The 17285-nt window shown below is 32.6% G+C and carries 15 protein-coding genes; 8 read left to right on the forward strand and 7 right to left on the reverse strand.

Translation table 11 applies throughout. From position 1 onward, the window contains the following. A complete protein-coding gene (locus tag ABD766_RS03530; protein ID WP_344815405.1) occupies nucleotides 1-387 on the forward strand; it encodes a DUF983 domain-containing protein in 387 nt (128 codons plus the stop codon). On the opposite strand, the gene ABD766_RS03535 is transcribed toward ABD766_RS03530, so the two are convergent. The 7 genes from ABD766_RS03535 to topA form a co-directional block, all read right to left on the reverse strand. Further along, the gene (locus ABD766_RS03535) at nucleotides 350-1417 is read right to left on the reverse strand and encodes an NAD(P)/FAD-dependent oxidoreductase (RefSeq protein ID WP_344815406.1); all 1068 of its coding nucleotides are present in this window, start codon (nucleotides 1415-1417) and stop codon (nucleotides 350-352) included. The two genes, ABD766_RS03530 and ABD766_RS03535, sit on opposite strands and share 38 nt — an antisense overlap. A 91-nt stretch (nucleotides 1418-1508) precedes the next feature. Next, entirely contained in the window at nucleotides 1509-2423 is a 915-nt protein-coding gene (gene porN, locus ABD766_RS03540; RefSeq protein ID WP_344815407.1) for a type IX secretion system ring subunit PorN/GldN, read from the reverse strand. Between the two features lie 51 nt (nucleotides 2424-2474). Continuing rightward, nucleotides 2475-4010, reverse strand: a complete 1536-nt coding sequence (porM, locus tag ABD766_RS03545) for a type IX secretion system motor protein PorM/GldM (protein WP_344815408.1) — start codon at nucleotides 4008-4010, stop codon at nucleotides 2475-2477. Between the two features lie 54 nt (nucleotides 4011-4064). Continuing rightward, entirely contained in the window at nucleotides 4065-4712 is a 648-nt protein-coding gene (porL, locus tag ABD766_RS03550) for a type IX secretion system motor protein PorL/GldL (protein ID WP_298302439.1), read from the reverse strand. 56 nt (nucleotides 4713-4768) lie between these two features. Next, nucleotides 4769-6169: a T9SS ring complex lipoprotein PorK/GldK gene (porK, locus tag ABD766_RS03555; protein ID WP_298302436.1), complete on the reverse strand. Its 1401-nt coding sequence runs from the start codon at nucleotides 6167-6169 to the stop codon at nucleotides 4769-4771. A 254-nt stretch (nucleotides 6170-6423) separates the two neighbouring features. Further along, nucleotides 6424-7569, reverse strand: a complete 1146-nt coding sequence (locus tag ABD766_RS03560) for a formimidoylglutamase (protein WP_344815409.1) — start codon at nucleotides 7567-7569, stop codon at nucleotides 6424-6426. Nucleotides 7570-7572: 3 nt separating this feature from the next. After that, entirely contained in the window at nucleotides 7573-10074 is a 2502-nt protein-coding gene (gene topA / locus ABD766_RS03565) for a type I DNA topoisomerase (protein ID WP_344815973.1), read from the reverse strand. Nucleotides 10075-10440: 366 nt separating this feature from the next. On the opposite strand from topA, the gene miaB reads away from it, so the two are divergent. The 7 genes from miaB (at nucleotide 10441) to groL (ending at nucleotide 17267) form a co-directional block, all read left to right on the forward strand. Continuing rightward, nucleotides 10441-11889, forward strand: a complete 1449-nt coding sequence (miaB, locus tag ABD766_RS03570; protein WP_344815410.1) for a tRNA (N6-isopentenyl adenosine(37)-C2)-methylthiotransferase MiaB — start codon at nucleotides 10441-10443, stop codon at nucleotides 11887-11889. 32 nt (nucleotides 11890-11921) lie between these two features. Next, nucleotides 11922-13181 carry a sigma-54 interaction domain-containing protein gene (locus ABD766_RS03575; RefSeq protein WP_298302427.1) on the forward strand — a complete coding sequence of 420 codons (1260 nt, stop codon included), beginning with the start codon at nucleotides 11922-11924 and terminating at the stop codon, nucleotides 13179-13181. A 64-nt stretch (nucleotides 13182-13245) separates the two neighbouring features. Then, on the forward strand, nucleotides 13246-13749 hold the full coding sequence (locus ABD766_RS03580) for an LptE family protein (RefSeq protein ID WP_344815411.1): 504 nt from the start codon (nucleotides 13246-13248) through the stop codon (nucleotides 13747-13749). A 98-nt stretch (nucleotides 13750-13847) separates the two neighbouring features. Continuing rightward, nucleotides 13848-14663, forward strand: coding sequence for a tetratricopeptide repeat protein (locus ABD766_RS03585; protein ID WP_344815412.1), 816 nt, complete (start codon nucleotides 13848-13850; stop codon nucleotides 14661-14663). A 3-nt stretch (nucleotides 14664-14666) separates the two neighbouring features. Further along, entirely contained in the window at nucleotides 14667-15041 is a 375-nt protein-coding gene (secG, locus tag ABD766_RS03590) for a preprotein translocase subunit SecG (protein ID WP_344815413.1), read from the forward strand. A gap of 260 nt (nucleotides 15042-15301) precedes the next feature. After that, the gene (locus ABD766_RS03595) at nucleotides 15302-15577 is read left to right on the forward strand and encodes a co-chaperone GroES (RefSeq protein WP_344815414.1); all 276 of its coding nucleotides are present in this window, start codon (nucleotides 15302-15304) and stop codon (nucleotides 15575-15577) included. A gap of 58 nt (nucleotides 15578-15635) precedes the next feature. Beyond that, entirely contained in the window at nucleotides 15636-17267 is a 1632-nt protein-coding gene (gene groL, locus ABD766_RS03600) for a chaperonin GroEL (protein WP_344815415.1), read from the forward strand. The last annotated feature ends 18 nt before the right edge of the window (nucleotides 17268-17285 follow it).

Consider the following 17285-nt stretch of genomic DNA (forward strand, 5'->3'; position numbering starts at 1 on the left):
ATGTTAAAAAAAGGAAGCACATTAAATAGTATTTTAACAGGAACTTGTCCAAAATGTCATGAAGAAAGTATGTATGTGGAAAAAAATCCATATAAATTGAATACTTTATACAAAATGCATGAAACTTGTAGTCATTGCAAAACTCAATATGTAATTGAACCTTCGTTTTTTTATGGCGCAATGTACGTAAGTTATGGATTAACAGTTGCTATTGGCGTAGCAATATTTGTGATAACAAAATTAATATTAGGATTATCTGTAAAGGTTTCATTTATCTCTTTGGGAATAGGAATTTTACTTTTAATGCCTGTTACTGCAAGACTAGCTAGAAATATTTACATCAATATGTTTATTCATTTTGACAAAAACTGGAGACAAAATTCTTAATTCTTAAGATATCAATATTTTTATCAAGAGGTATTTGATTTTCAATATGATTGAATAAACTAGTAGCCATAGCCGGTGCTAGCATAACACCTCTTGTTCCCAATCCATTTAAAACATGTAGATTTTTATGAACTGGATGTGTTCCAACTAGAGGTCTTCTGTCCTTAACAGTGGGACGAACACCTGCATAATGTTCTATCACTTCGAAATCACATGTAATTAATTCTTTCAGATTGTCTATTAATTCTTTTTTAGCTGCTTCTGTAGGAATATTTGTTTTGTCTTCCCAATTGTAAGTAGCTCCAACCTTATATAAATCATTTCCAATAGGAAGAACGAAAATAGAGGATTTCATGATAACATCTAAATTCAAATTAGGAGCTTTAATAAGCAATAATTCGCCTTTAGTTCCGTCTAATGGTAATTTATTAAAAAATGGGTTTAAAAGCATTCCAAATCCTTCTGCAAAGACAATTCCTTTAGCTTTCAAATTTTTATAAACCACAAAATCATTATCTATAATTAGATTTGAATAATCAAAGGTATCCTCTAAGTAGGCATTTTGGTTAATAAGAAACTGTTTGTATGAATCAACTAATAAATTTGTATCGACATAACCAGAATACAAAACTTCACCGAAATTAAATGGCGAAGAAATTGAATTCCATTTCTTGGTGATTAAATTAGTTGAAAGAAATTTGGAAAGATTGGGTTTATCTGAAGCAGTGAACCAATTGTTTTGTTCTTCTACAGAATAAAATTTACGCAAAAGCGATAGTTTATAATCCAACTTAATTTGTAGCTTTTTTTCAAGATTTGCGTAAAAATTGTACAACAATTCTAATTGCTCCTCTGCTTGCCAAACCTCACTAAAACGTTTTAAAATAACTGGATTATACAAACCTCCAGCAATTCTTGATGAGTTTTGAGACTGATTGTTTACAACCAAAATAGTTTTATTATTTTGAATTGCAATTTCAGAAAAAGCAATACCCGCAAGACCAGAACCAACAATAATATAATCTAACATAAAAAGTTACTTAGAGATTGTAAAGATAAATAATGGACATAAAAAAACTCTTATCTTTCGATAAGAGTTTTATATTATTTGAAAACTAATATTAGTAGTTCCACATGTCTTGCTCAAAATTACGAATCTTCTCTTTTACTCTTTCTGATTCTAATAATTGCATTTGTGCATTATCTTTCATGTAATCTTGAATAGTTCTGTCACCATAAACATTTTCTTCTTTGTAAATGACACCGTTGAAACGTCTAGAATTTAACAAATGGTCAAATGTTAAAGGCATTGCAGAATTTTTGTCATTAAATGCTTTAGCTTCGTGCAAAATATCTCTTATTGATGGGAAATAAACCCAAAACAAATCAATTGTATCTGAATTACCTTTTGCTTTATCTCTTGCTTCAATTGCAATTGGACAAATAGCTAACATTCTATACTTTAATTCACTTTGACGCTTATCGAAATACCAAAAACCTTTGATTCTGTATCCAGAAACATCTTTTGCACTTAAAACTGTTTCATTAATAAACTCTGCAGATAAAACTTTTTTACCAGACTTATAGTCATCATAATAGTTATTAAATTCGTCAATACCAGCTTGAGTAGTATCTCTATATTTAAAAACAGATTCAATATCTTTCAAAGATTTTTTTGAATTAAAATAGTCATCACCATAAACTTCAGTGATTTTTCCACTTTTAATACCATTTAAAAGAACTTGAAAAAGAGATCTTCTTTCTTTACCAACAAAAGCAGTATCGATAGGATAGTATAGAGGAAAGTTAATTCTTTCATCAAGATCAATTAACTCCCAGGTAGTCTTACCCATCAAAACATCTCTGTCATGAACATAACCATAAGGTAGAGGTTTGTCATTATCAGACTCAAGTTGAGCAGCTGTCTTTTTACCTATCTCATCTGGTGTTTTAGCATTCAATAAATTAGATTGAGCAGAAGCAACATAAGTTCCTGCAACACTAAAAACAACTAACAAAAAGTTTTTCAATTTCATAATTTTTATTCTAAGTTATCTAAGTAGGTTTATAACGACAAACTTAAATTTTTATTGTATTTCGTAAATAGCTGGAGCAGCAGTTTTCATGGCAACACTTACACCACTAACTCTTGTTTTTATATCAGATACTGTGATTTGATCACCAGCTTTAGCTCTTGCTAATGCAGCCTTACATCTTCCGTCAACTTTGTTTCCATTAACAACAATAGAAGCTTGACCTGGAACTTTAAATGCAAATTGAGTAACTTCAAAATTTAAATCATAAACAAAATCTGGTAACATTGCTCCAATAGTAGAAGCCTCTAAACGAGATTTAGCACCTTTTTGATAACCTGGAGTACCTCCAATAGAACCAGCTGGAGCAGGAATGTTTTTAATTCTGAAAACTTTCTTGTCAGAAACCACTTTACCATCAGTCATTTTACCTGACGCAGTAACGGTTACTTCAGTACCAGCTCCTGGAGTTAAATTATATTTTCCTTTTCCGCCAGCAGATGAAACACCAGGACCAGATGCAGTTACATTATTATCACCAATACCTGCGAATGAAATTGTAAGTGGGTTTGGTAAACCTCTGTAAACAACATTCATTTTATCAGCAGAAATGTTAGCTGAATTTGGACGTGGTACAACAACATATTTACCTTGGAATTTTAATGGAATAGTTTTACCTTCTTCAACAAAAGTAAATTGACCACTAAGATTTTGCTCTCCTACTGCACCAGCAGTAGTTGAGATAATAGCTTGTCCATTTACAAGTTTTCCAGGACCTTGGAAAGAAGTTGGTTTTGTGTTTTCATCATAACGTCCTAAAACAACTTTACCAGTAACTGGCTCACCTTGGAAATATACATTCTTGTCAAGTGCAACAATAGCTTGGTAATTACTGTAAGATGCAGCTTGAACCGCAGCTTTTCCTAAAGCAGCACTAATAACATCAGATTCAGCTTTCTTAGCATCATTTTGCCAAGCAGTTAATTTAGCTAAAGATGCAATTGCTGGAAAACCTTTAAAGTGGTAATCTAAATATTTAATTTTTACTCCTTCTTTATTTGCAACTGGAGCTACATCAAACTTACCTGTAATCTCTTTCAAGATTGCAGCATATTTTTTTTCTCCTCCTAAAGCTGCATTCAAATCAGCTTTATATGCTTCAATAGCAGCAATAACTTCATTACCTCTTTTTGTGTAACCATCACCTGTAAACCAACTGTGATCTAAATTATCAGCTTTATCCATTGCTTCATAAGGTAACTTTCCACCTTCAGCTTCAACACCTTTTAATACTTCAGCTTTAAGAGTTCCAACAAAATCATAGAATTTTTTTGTTGCAGCTTCAACTTTGTGCGCAGTAACTGCAGCAACAGCAAACTCTCCTTTAGCCTCAGCTGCTTTGGTATCAAGAGCAAGCATCATTTGCTCATTTGTAGCTGTTGCTGATGCATTAGCTGCATCAAATTTTTCGTTCATCAAACCAAAAGCCGAAAGGACTTCTTTTGACATATTCATTGCCAACATCGCGATGAAAACCAAATACATCAGGTTAATCATCTTCTGTCTAGGGGTTAATTTTCCTCCTGCCATTTTTTCTAATTAGTTTTAATTGTTAATTTAATAAAATTTAGTTAAAAAAACTAATTATCCTTTATTGCTCATTGCAGATAACATTCCACCATATACATTGTTTAATGTAGATAAGTTAGAAGTTAATGATTGCATTTGGTCTTTTAATTTTAAGTTGTTTTCAGCAACTTCGTTATTGATTTGTGCATTTCTTTCAGCACTTTGTAACTGCGCTTGATACAAACTGTTCAATGTTTCCATTTGAGCAGCAGCTTTAGTCATTTCTTCAGCATATTTCTTTTGACCAGCCATAGCATCTACAGTTGGAGAAATTGATTTTGCAGCACCTTCAAAGTTTTTAATGCTATTTCCTAAGCTAGCCATCAACTCACCATCGATTTTAGCTTCTTTCAACATATTATCTAATTTTTGAGAAAGCAAACCTTGTGCTTCTTTTGGATCTTCTTTTTTAGCTGATTTTTCTTTAGCTTGACCACCTGCTAATTCAGGATAAACCAATGACCAATCTAATTCTGCTGGTGGAGCTTCAAAAGCCGATAAAGCAAAAATTGCAGCTTCTGTTAATAATCCAATTGTTAACATCACAGTACCTGTTAAAGGCCCTAATTCAAAGTGAGCAATTTTAAATAATGCTCCAACAATTACAACTGCTGCACCCATACCATAGGCGAAATTCATAACTTTAGGTGATAATAATCCCATAATAATAATAATTTAGTTAGTTAAGTTTAATATAATTAAGTTAGTTAATATACAATTTATCTTTTAATCTTTCCGTTTCCGGTTGTTTGAGTTCCCATGTAATCTTGAACTGTTCTGAAACCAATGTAGCTTCTTGCTGTGTCTTGATATTCGAAATCTCTTGTTCCTACTTGTAAGAAGTAAGCAACATCTTTCCAAGAACCTCCTCTAACAACTTTACGTTTGTTTGAAGTATCTGGAACATTTGGATTCATTGTTGAAACATACTCGTAAGCTGATGCATCATAAGAAGAATCTGTCCACTCTGATACGTTTCCTGACATATTGTAAAGATTGTATCCATTTGGCTCATAAGATTTAGCTTCTACAGTATATAATGACTGGTCTGCTGCATAATCTCCACGATTAGGTTTAAAGTTAGCCATGAAACATCCTCTATCATTTTTAGTGTAAGGACCACCCCAAGGATAATTTCCTGATTCTAGACCACCACGAGCAGCATATTCCCATTCTGCTTCTGTTGGTAAACGGAATGAGTTAATCAAATCTCTTCCTTTTTTCTTTTTAACGTAAATGTTTTTGTTCAACGTTCTCCAAGCACAAAATGCTTTCGCTTGTTTCCAGTTAACTCCAACTACTGGATAATCTCCATAAGCTTGGTGCCAGAAATAATCGTTGTGCATTGGCTCATTGTATGAGTAAGAGAAATCCTTAATCCAAGTTGTTGTATCAGGATAAACTTTAGTATTTTCAGTTTTGATGAATTTACTTCTTTTTCCAACTTTAGCTTTAGCTGCTGCTTGGATATCCATCCATGAATAGTGGAATTTCAATTTATCAACATCAATTGTTCTTAACCCATTGAATGATTCAGCAACTGGCAAATACATTGTATCCATTACCTCTACATAATATTCGTCTGGATATTTTTTTGTATCAGTAATTAATTTAACTTTTTTATTCAATCTTCTTCCTGCGTAAGGGTCATCAGTAGTTCCTACACTATAATAATTCTCATACATATACTTATCGTATGGAGTCATTTTAGCTGGATCTTGATCTGCAAAAGCGAAATCACCAATGCTACCTGCATTTTTTCCACCTTTACCTGAACCTGGTTTTTGACCAACTTCATCAGCAAGAATAGCTAAACGCACTCTAATAATTGAGTCCTTAACCCATTCAACGAATTGACGGTACTCGCTATTAGTAATTTCTGTTTCATCCATATAGAATGACCTAACAGTTACTGTTTTAGTTGGAGCATCTTGAACATTAGCTAAATCATCATCTGATTTACCCATAATAAAAGCACCACCTGGAACTAAAGTCATTCCGTATGGTTTTTCTGGATGCCATTTTTTTCCTTTTACTCCTACTAATTCTCCTTTGTCGTTAGACTTACCACAGCTAACTAGTAGTGTTAAAACAGATGCAAATGCAATGAACTTCTTCATATTAATTTGGGTTAATTATGTATTCTTATTTTAAGGGCGTAAACCTATCTATTATTTTTGAAAAAAACAATTATTTATATCTTAAAATTTTATTTTCTTGACCAAAAATACAAATATATATTTATTGACAAAATAAAATAATCGATAAAATGCAAATAATTGCGTTTATTTACGCTTTTTTGTTATTTTTATATAATTTTTCTTACAAATTTTATGTTTATAAGATTTTATAAGATTTTTATTTACAAAAGCACTTATAAAAAACTCTTACGTTGTGCTTTCCACCAACGCTCGGGAAACTCTTGGTTGCAAGCCGCCAAATAATCTTCGTGAGAACATGGTAATAACGTATTCTTTTTTAATTTATTGTGAGTATTTGCAAAAAATGGTATTTCAATCCACCAACGCTCAGTTTTATCACTTTTAAAAAACACAATATCCTCATCTTCAAAAGGTACTGTATATTTTATGTAATTTTCTTTGCTTCCAAATGGATACTCATTAGAACGATAATGTATACCTTCAATAAAATACCAAATTATTTGAGCAATCAAAACTGATTCTTGCTTACTATCATTGTGATTAAAAATACCCAAACAAGAAACTTTATCACTAATTCCGGCATATCTAGACAAAGAACATATTTCTTTACCATTAAAACCGTTTGGCTGAAAATCGGTGAAATTTCCTGAATCAGATGATTTTACTGAAGTTAAATCGAAACTTACTAAATCGGCATCACGAAAAACTGGTTCTGCTATTGCTATATTATTACAAACTTCTCCTAAACGATAAGCATCAAAGAATAATTTCTCCATCAAATCTATTTCTTCTTGAGAGTTGTAATAGGTTTGATAGCCAATGTTACTATAATTGAAAAGATTATTTGGCTCTTCAATAATTATTTTAGACAAATAAGACTCTGAGCTTATTAAAGTTTCCTGTTTTCCTAAATCGAATTTATTATCAATAGAAACCAAATTTACCATTTGCTCCAAGTCATCATAACCACGATACATTGCATAGGTTAAATCTTGTGACCCACCAATAACAATAGGAATAACTTTATTTTTAATAAGTTTAGAAACTACTTTTTGCAATGCAAAATAAGTGTCATCAGAAGAATTTCCTGCTAAAATATCACCTAAATCAGCAATAGTTTTACTCCAATTTCCTGGAAACAAGCTATATAATTCTCTTCTTACATTAGATAAATCAACTTCTTTCGAATCTTTTCCACGATTTTCAAGAACACCAATTATAGCAATATTTACTTTTGAAATATCTGGAAATTCCGCTTCAGTATGAAACACAACTTTACTAGACAAATGCTGAGATGACAATTGCATAATATCAATTATCAAATCATTATCTATAGGTGCAAGAAAATCAAATTCCATTTATTATTTCTTTTTGGTAGTTGTTTTTTTGGCTGGTGCTTTTTTAGCTACAGGTTTTTTAGCAGGTGTTTTTTTTGCAATCATTTCTTGAACTTCAGCTAAAGTCAATTTTGAAGCATCAACATCCTTACTCAATTCAATTTTGATTTTACCTTTGGTAATTTCACTTCTTCCCCAACGTGCTTTTTGAACTAAAATCCCTTCAGCTTCCCAATTGTGGATTACTTTATCTATGTTCTTTTGAAGTTTATCTTCAATTAATTCCTCAATATCAGCTTGAGACAAATTATCGAAATTATATTTTTTAGAAACGTTAATAAAAATTCCGTTCCATTTGATAAATGGTCCAAATCTTCCCGTTCCTTTCTGAACACCTTCGCCTTTGTAAACAGCTATTGGTGCATCAGCTTGTGTTTTTTCATCAATTAAAACCTTTGCTCTTTCTAAATCTACATCAAGTGGTTCTTCTCCTTTTGGAAGTGAAACAAACACTTTTCCGAAACGGACAAACGGCCCAAAACGACCTAAACTTACTTCAACTTCTTCACCTTTATAAGTTCCTAATACTTTTGGAAGTAAAAACAAATTCAATGCTTCTTCCAAAGTAATGTTTCCGATATTTTGCTCTGGACGCAAACTAGCAAATTTCTTATCTTCATCATCGCTATCGCCAATTTGAGCCATAGCACCAAATTTTCCTAAACGAACCAAAACCGTTTTACCTGATTCTGGATGTTTTCCTAAAATTCTTTCACCACTTTCTCTATCAGCATTAGCTTCGACATCTTTTACATTAGGATGGAATTTATCATAAAACTCTTGCATCATTGTTGTCCAATTGATGTTTCCTTCTGCAATTTCGTCAAAATCTTGTTCAACTTTGGCAGTGAAATTGTAATCTAATATTTTTTCAAAGTTCTTAACCAAGAAGTCTGTTACAATATTTCCGATATCGGTTGGAACTAATTTTCCTTTGTCTGAACCTGTATTTTCTTTCAGAATTACATCCGATACTTTTCCTGATTGCAATGTCAATTGTGTATATTTTCGTTCTTGACCTTCAAGAGTTCCTTTTTCCACATAACTTCTGTTAATGATTGTAGAAATAGTTGGTGCATAAGTTGATGGACGACCAATTCCTAATTCTTCCAATTTTTTAACCAAAGAAGCTTCTGTATAACGACTTGGTGGACGAGAATAGCGTTCTGTAGCTGTAATGTAATTGTTACTCAATTTTTCATTGACTTTCATTGCAGGTAACATTCCTTCTTGTTCTTCTTCATCTTCGTCATTTCCTTCAAGATATACTTTCAAGAAACCTTCAAACTTGATTACTTCTCCAGAAGCTGTAAAAACTTCTGAATGATTATTTGCCTCAATTCTCACATTGGTTCTTTCCAATTCAGCATCACTCATTTGAGAAGCTAATGTTCTTTTCCAAATTAAATCATACAAACGCGCTTGATCTCTATCAATATTTACTGTATGACGCGACATATCCGTTGGACGAATTGCCTCGTGAGCTTCTTGTACTCCTTTACTCTTATTGGTAAACGTTCTCGGTTTTGAAAACTCTTTCCCGTAAGATTTTATGATTTCGGCTTGAGCAGCATCCATTGCTTCTTTGGAAAGATTAACCGAATCCGTTCTCATATAAGTAATCAATCCAGCTTCGTATAAACGCTGAGCTAATTGCATTGTGATTCCAACTGGAAGATACAATTTACGAGCTGCTTCTTGTTGTAACGTTGAAGTTGTAAATGGTCCTGTTGGAGATTTTTTAGTAGGTTTTGTTTCTAAATCGCCTACTTTATAATTGGAACCGATGTTTTTGTTTAAAAAATCTTCGGCTTCTTTTTTTGTATTAAAGTTCTTTGGTAGTTTGGCTTTAAAAGCTCTTCCTGCTTCGTTAACAAATTCTGCCACTACAGAATAACTTGCAACTGGTTTGAAATTTTGAATTTCTCTTTCGCGTTCTACAATTAATCTCACAGAAACTGATTGCACACGACCTGCAGATAATCCACCTTTAATTTTACGCCATAAAACTGGCGATAATTCGTAACCTACTAATCTATCTAAAACTCTACGAGCTTGTTGAGCATTTACTAAATTATAATCAATTTCTCTTGGATTATCGATAGCTTTTAGAATGGCATTTTTGGTAATCTCATGAAAAACAATTCTTTTAGTTTTGTTTTTATCTAATTTTAATTCTTCTGATAAATGCCAAGAAATTGCTTCTCCTTCGCGGTCCTCATCGGAAGCTAACCAAACCATATCGGCATTTTTAGCTAAACCTCTAAGCTTTGAAACAAGTGCTTTTTTATCAGCTGAAACTTCGTACTTTGGCTTGAATCCGTTTTCGACATCTACTCCTATTTCTTTGGAAGGCAAGTCGGCAATGTGACCATAACTTGATTCTACTTGGTAGTCGCTACCAAGAAATTTCTCGATGGTTTTTGCTTTTGCTGGTGACTCTACTATAACTAAATTCTTTGCCATTATGTATTTTGTTTGTTCGGCAAAAGTATAGGTTTTTTTTAAATTTTTAGTTTTTGTAATCATTTTTAAAAATTACAAGCATTAAAATGGAATTAAATTTAGCCCTGATAACCTCACAAAATGTTTGATTTTTAACAAAGCTCAGGGAATGTTTCACATTTGGAATGGATATTCTTTTCATTTGTTGCCTGTGGCAAACTCGAAGGCAACAAATGAAAATATTGCAATGAAATGCGGAATACGGATAGCTGAAAAATGCCAAACCAATAGCTCCTTAATAAAAGAATGTTAAACATTATCTGCCATCTTGTCAGATTTTGTAATTTAGTATTATCTTTGTAGTCCGATTTAATCGAAGATTATTTTATGGAAAAAGAAATTGATGAAAAAGTACAAGGACAAAGTTTAGTTCTTGAGAATAAACCCGAAAACACAAAGAAACTTTATATTGAAAGTTATGGTTGCGCTATGAATTTTTCTGATAGTGAAATTGTTGCCTCTATACTTACAAATGAAGGATATAATACTACTCAAATATTAGAAGAAGCCGATTTGGTTTTGGTAAACACATGTTCTATTCGTGACAAAGCCGAACAAACGGTAAGAAAACGTTTAGAGAAGTATAATGCTGTAAAACGTGACATTAATCCGAAAATGAAAGTCGGCGTTTTGGGTTGTATGGCAGAACGATTGAAAGAACAATTTCTAGAACAAGAGAAAATTGTTGATATGGTTGTTGGTCCGGATGCCTACAAAGATTTGCCAAATTTACTTGCCGAAATTGAAGATGGTCGCGATGCTATTAATGTAATTTTATCTAAAGAAGAAACGTATGGTGATATTTCGCCTGTGAGATTGAATTCTAATGGCGTTTCTGCATTTGTTTCGATTACTCGTGGTTGTGATAATATGTGTACGTTTTGTGTTGTGCCATTTACTCGCGGTCGTGAAAGAAGTCGCGAACCACAGAGTATTATGACAGAAATTCAGCAACTTTGGGATACTGGTTATAAAGAAATTACACTTTTAGGACAGAATGTGGACAGTTACCTTTGGTATGGTGGCGGATTGAAAAAAGACTTTGATAAAGCAACCGAAATGCAACAAGCAACAGCAGTTAAATTTGAACAGTTGTTAGAAATGGCAGCTATTGGTTTTCCTAAAATGCGCATTCGTTTTTCGACTTCAAATCCACAGGATATGCATGAAGAAGTGCTTCATGTAATTGCAAAATATCCAAATATTTGTAAGCATATTCATTTACCTGTTCAATCTGGAAGTAATAGAATACTGAAGGAAATGAATCGACTTCACACACGTGAAGAATACATGAAATTGATAGACAATATAAAATCAATTATCCCGAATGTTTGTATTACACAAGATATGATTGCTGGTTTTCCAACAGAAACTGAGGAAGATCATCAAGATACCTTGTCATTAATGGACTATGTAAAATACAGTTTTGGATACATGTATTCGTATTCAGAACGTCCTGGAACTTTGGCTGGAAGAAAAATGGAAGATGATGTTCCTGAAGAAACCAAAGCAAGAAGATTACAAGAAATAGTTGATTTGCAAAGAATTCACAGTGCCTTTAGAACGCAAGAGTTTTTAGGTCAAACGGTAGAAGTTTTGGTTGAAAAAACCTCAAAAAAATCGGAGAATGATTTATCTGGAAGAAATTCACAAAGTATTACAGTTGTTTTTCCGAAAGAGCATTATAAAATAGGCGATTTTGTAAATGTAAAAATAACGAATTGCACTAGTGGAACGTTGATTGGTGAAGCGGTTGGTTATAGTGAAATGAATTAAAAACAAAAGATACTGAAATAAATTCAGCATAAATGGAAACAGTACAATCTATAAAACAACGATTTGAAATTATTGGAAATGATCCAAAGCTCAATCGTGCGGTAGAAAAAGCGATTCAGGTTGCTCCTACTGATATTTCGGTGTTGGTAGTTGGAGAAAGTGGCGTTGGAAAAGAAAGTATTCCAAAGATAATCCATTCACTTTCACATAGAAAACATGGAAAATACATCGCTGTAAACTGTGGAGCGATCCCAGAAGGAACTATTGATAGTGAACTTTTTGGACACGAAAAAGGATCGTTTACTGGTGCAACAGGAACGCGTGAAGGTTATTTTGAAGTTGCTGATGGCGGAACCATTTTCCTTGATGAAGTTGGTGAATTACCTTTAACCACTCAAGTTCGTTTACTACGTGTCCTAGAAAATGGCGAATTTATAAAAGTTGGTTCATCACAAGTTCAAAAAACGAATGTTCGAATTGTAGCTGCGACGAATGTAAATATGTTTGACGCCATCGAAAAAGGAAAATTTCGTGAAGATTTATATTATCGTTTGAGCACTGTTGAAATTGGACTTCCACCATTGCGTGAACGAAAAGATGATATTCATTTATTGTTTAGAAAATTTGCTTCCGATTTTGCGCACAAATACAAAATGCCAGCCATAAAACTAGATGATGATGCTGTAAAATATTTACTAAATTATCGTTGGGGTGGCAATATTCGTCAGTTGCGTAATTCAGCTGAACAAATATCGGTTTTAGAAACCAAAAGAGATATTTCGCTGCAAACCTTGATGTCTTATTTACCTCAAGAAGGAAGTCAATTACCGAGTGTTATTGGTGGAAAAAAAGCTGAAAATGATTTTTCTACCGAAAGAGATATTTTGTACAAAGTGCTTTTTGATATGAAAAGTGATTTGAATGATTTGAAAAAATTGACTTTAGAATTGATGAAAAATGGTGCAAAAGTGCAAGACATCAATCCAAATTTGATTCAGAAAGTATATGGAAAATCTGATGAAGAAACGTTTTTTGAAGATCAACCAAGAAATACAATAATTCCAAAAGCAGAAGAAGTTGAGCAAGAAGAATTTGAAGATGACGAAGATGACAACAACTATTTATTTGCAGAAACTGTTGAAGAAGAAGAAATTTTGAAATTGGAACAAAAAGAAATCGAGCTCATCAAAAAGTCTTTAGAAAAAAATAAAGGAAAAAGAAAAGCAGCTGCAGATGAATTGGGAATTTCTGAACGAACTTTATATAGAAAAATCAAACAGTATGATTTGTAATTCATTATAAAAGGATTAACAATTATTGAAATAAAAAAATATATCTTTGGCTTTTTAAATTCTGATGAGTAAACTAAAATACATAGTATTCCTTCTTGTTGCACTAACTTTAAATAGTTGTGGACCCTACAATTTCACTGGTACTGGGCCAATTGATGCAAAAACTGTTCAAGTAAACTATTTTCAGAATAATGCTCCATTAATCGAGCCAGGAATTGAAAGAACTTTTACTATCAAATTACAAGAAATATTACAAAACCAAACTAACTTAAACCTAACTAATACTGGTGGTGATTTACTTTATGAAGGTGAAATTACACAATATAATATTACCCCAATGACAGCTACTGCTGATCAAAAAGCAGCTCAAAGTAGACTTTCCCTTACGGTTAATGTTAGATTTGTAAATAAAAACAAAGAAGCTGATAATTTTGAAAAGACTTTTTCTTTCTTTGTTGATTTTGATGCCTCAGAAAACCCAACAGGCGCAAGATTAAACACTCTATTAGATGAAATCTTCACCAGAATTACACAAGACATTTTTAATGAATCTCTTGCTAAATGGTAAAATTATAGTTAGCAGTATCCAGTAACAGTTAGAAGTTAAATTTATAAATTTACAATCACAAACTGAAGACTGAAAACATAACTTGAAAACCGACAAAATTGAACTTAACTGACTACACCTACTTAATCAATAAACCCGACGCCATTAATGAGCGACACAATATTGCTTTGGAAAAAATTATTGAGGAATTTCCTTATTTTCAAAGTGCTCGAGTTTTGAGATTAAAACATTTGTACAATCAAGACAGTTTTAAATATAATTATGCATTAAAGGTAGCAGCAGCATTTACTACAGATAGATCTATTCTGTTTGATTTTATAACATCAGACAATTTTGTAACGGTTCAAAACGGTTTATATGATCAAAAAGTTGCCGAATTATTAAATATTGATGTAGTTGGCAGTGAAATTGTTGAATATTCAAGCACAGCTGAATCTGTAAATTCTTTAGAGCAATCAATATTATCATCTATTGCTAAAGCATCTCCTGATGAGGAAAGTATTAAAGAAAAATTAGAAATAGGAAAACCTTTAGAATTCACAAAAGAAGAAAAACATTCGTTTCAAGAATGGTTACAACTTTCAAGATTGAAACCAATTGAAAGAAAAGAAACACCAACAGAAGCAGAAATTGTTAGGAAGAAAAAATTGGAAATGATAGATAAATTTATTGAATCAAATCCGAAAATACCACCTGTAAATAAAGAAAGTAATTCAGTAATAGCAATACCTGTTACAGAGGATAAATCCTATTTAATGACCGAAACTTTGGCAAAAGTTTACTTAGAGCAAAAAAAATATCAGAAAGCAATTCAAGCATATGAAATATTAATTTTGAAATATCCAGAAAAAAGTAGTTTCTTTGCAGACCGAATTTCGGATATTAAGAATTTACAACAAAACAATAATAGTTAAGCAATGAGCACATTTTCAATTTTTTTAGTATTAATAACAATCGTTTGTTTCTTATTAATCATAGTAATCATGGTACAAAACCCTAAAGGTGGTGGTTTATCTTCAGCTATTGGAGGTTCACAACAATTAGGTGGTGTACAAAAAACAACAGACTTTTTAGACAAAAGTACATGGGTATTAGCAGGATCATTAATCACATTAGTTTTATTATCTAGTTTAAGTTTTACAGGAACTTTAAGCGATAACAAAAGTTTAATTGAACCAGCTCCACCTCAAACAGAAGCTCCTAAAACTGACAAAGCAGAAACTCCAGCCGCTAGCACTACTACAACTGCTACAAAACCTGAAGCTACACCTGCAACTCCAGTAAAAAAATAAGAAATATAGTATTATAAAAAAATCCCGTCTCGTACCAAAAACGAAGTCGGGATTTTTTTTTTTGCAAAAACTTTAGTAAAGTTCATTATTTACATTTTTCATATAATTAAATTATCAAGATTAAACCACAATAAAATCATCTTACAATCTGTCAACTTTCATTACCTTCGCTGAAAAATTGTCAGTTTTTAACCAATGGCACAATTTCTGACTATAAAATAGCAATCTTAAAATTTTAATTAATACAAAATATACGAATTATGGCATTAAACATTAAACCGCTTTCAGACCGCGTAATCGTGGAACCAGCAGCTGCCGAAACACAGACAGCTTCTGGAATCATTATTCCTGATACTGCTAAAGAAAAACCTCAAAAAGGAACTGTTGTTGCAGTTGGAAACGGAAAAAAAGACGAGCCAATGACTGTAAAAGTTGGTGACACAGTTCTTTACGGCAAATACGCAGGAACCGATTTAAAACTTGATGGAAAAGATTATCTAATCATGAGAGAAGATGATATTCTTGCAATAATTTAAAAGTAAGAGGTACGAAGTTAGAAATACAAAGTATTAAGTTTTTAAAAAATAAAATAAAATGGCAAAAGATATAAAATTCGATATTGAAGCACGTGACGGTTTAAAACGTGGTGTTGATGCACTAGCAAATGCAGTAAAAGTAACACTTGGACCAAAAGGAAGAAATGTAATTATTTCAAAATCATTTGGTGGACCAACAGTAACTAAAGATGGTGTTTCTGTAGCAAAAGAAGTTGAGTTAAAAGACCCTTTAGAAAATATGGGCGCTCAAATGGTTAAAGAAGTAGCTTCAAAAACTAACGATTTAGCTGGAGACGGAACAACAACTGCAACCGTTTTAGCACAAGCAATTGTAAAAGAAGGATTGAAAAACGTTGCTGCTGGAGCAAATCCAATGGATTTAAAAAGAGGAATTGATAAAGCAGTTGAAGCAATTGTTGCTGATTTAGGAAAACAAGCACAAGAAGTTGGTTCTTCTTCTGAAAAAATAAAACAAGTTGCCTCTATTTCTGCTAATAATGATGAAGTTATTGGTGATTTAATCGCTACAGCTTTTGGAAAAGTTGGAAAAGAAGGTGTAATCACTGTTGAAGAAGCAAAAGGAACAGAGACTTATGTTGATGTTGTAGAAGGAATGCAATTTGACAGAGGTTATTTATCTCCTTATTTTGTTACCAATCCAGAGAAAATGAATGTAGAATTAGAAAATCCTTACATTCTTTTGTACGATAAAAAAGTATCTTCTCTTAAAGAATTACTTCCTGTATTAGAACCAGTAGCTCAATCTGGAAAACCATTATTAATTATTGCTGAAGATGTTGATGGAGAAGCTTTATCAACTTTGGTTGTAAACAAATTGCGCGGTGCCTTAAAAATCGCAGCTGTAAAAGCTCCAGGTTTTGGTGATAGAAGAAAAGCAATGTTGGAAGACATCGCAATCTTAACTGGTGGAACTGTAATTGCAGAAGAAAGTGGTTACACACTTGAAAATGTAACATTAGAAATGCTAGGAACAGCCGAAAAAATTGCAATTGATAAAGACAATACAACTATTGTGAATGGTGCTGGAAATGCAGATTTAATCAAAAATAGAGTAAATCAAATCAAAGGTCAGATGGAAACTACAACTTCTGATTATGATAGAGAAAAACTGCAAGAACGTTTGGCTAAATTAGCTGGAGGAGTTGCTGTTCTTTATGTCGGTGCTGCTTCTGAAGTTGAAATGAAAGAGAAAAAAGATAGAGTTGACGATGCATTACACGCAACACGTGCTGCTGTAGAAGAAGGAATTGTTGCTGGTGGTGGTGTTGCTTTATTAAGAGCAAAAACATCTTTAGCATCAATTAAAGCGGATAATGCTGATGAAGCTACTGGAATTCAAATTGTTTTCCGTGCTGTTGAATCGCCATTAAGAACTATTGTTGAAAATGCTGGACTTGAAGGTTCTGTAGTAGTAGCAAAAGTTTCTGAAGGAAAAGGTGATTTTGGTTATAATGCTAAAACTGACGAATACGTAGACATGCTAAAAGCTGGAATTATTGATCCTAAAAAAGTAACTCGTGTAGCTCTTGAAAACGCTGCTTCTGTTGCTGGAATGATTCTTACTACTGAATGCGCATTAATAGACATCAAAGAAGAAAACGCTGGTGGTGGAATGCCAATGGGTGGAGGAATGCCAGGAATGATGTAATTTATAAGTACGAAGCAC

Origin of the sequence: Flavobacterium cheonanense (assembly GCF_039539185.1) — a bacterium.
Lineage (GTDB): Bacteria > Bacteroidota > Bacteroidia > Flavobacteriales > Flavobacteriaceae > Flavobacterium > Flavobacterium cheonanense.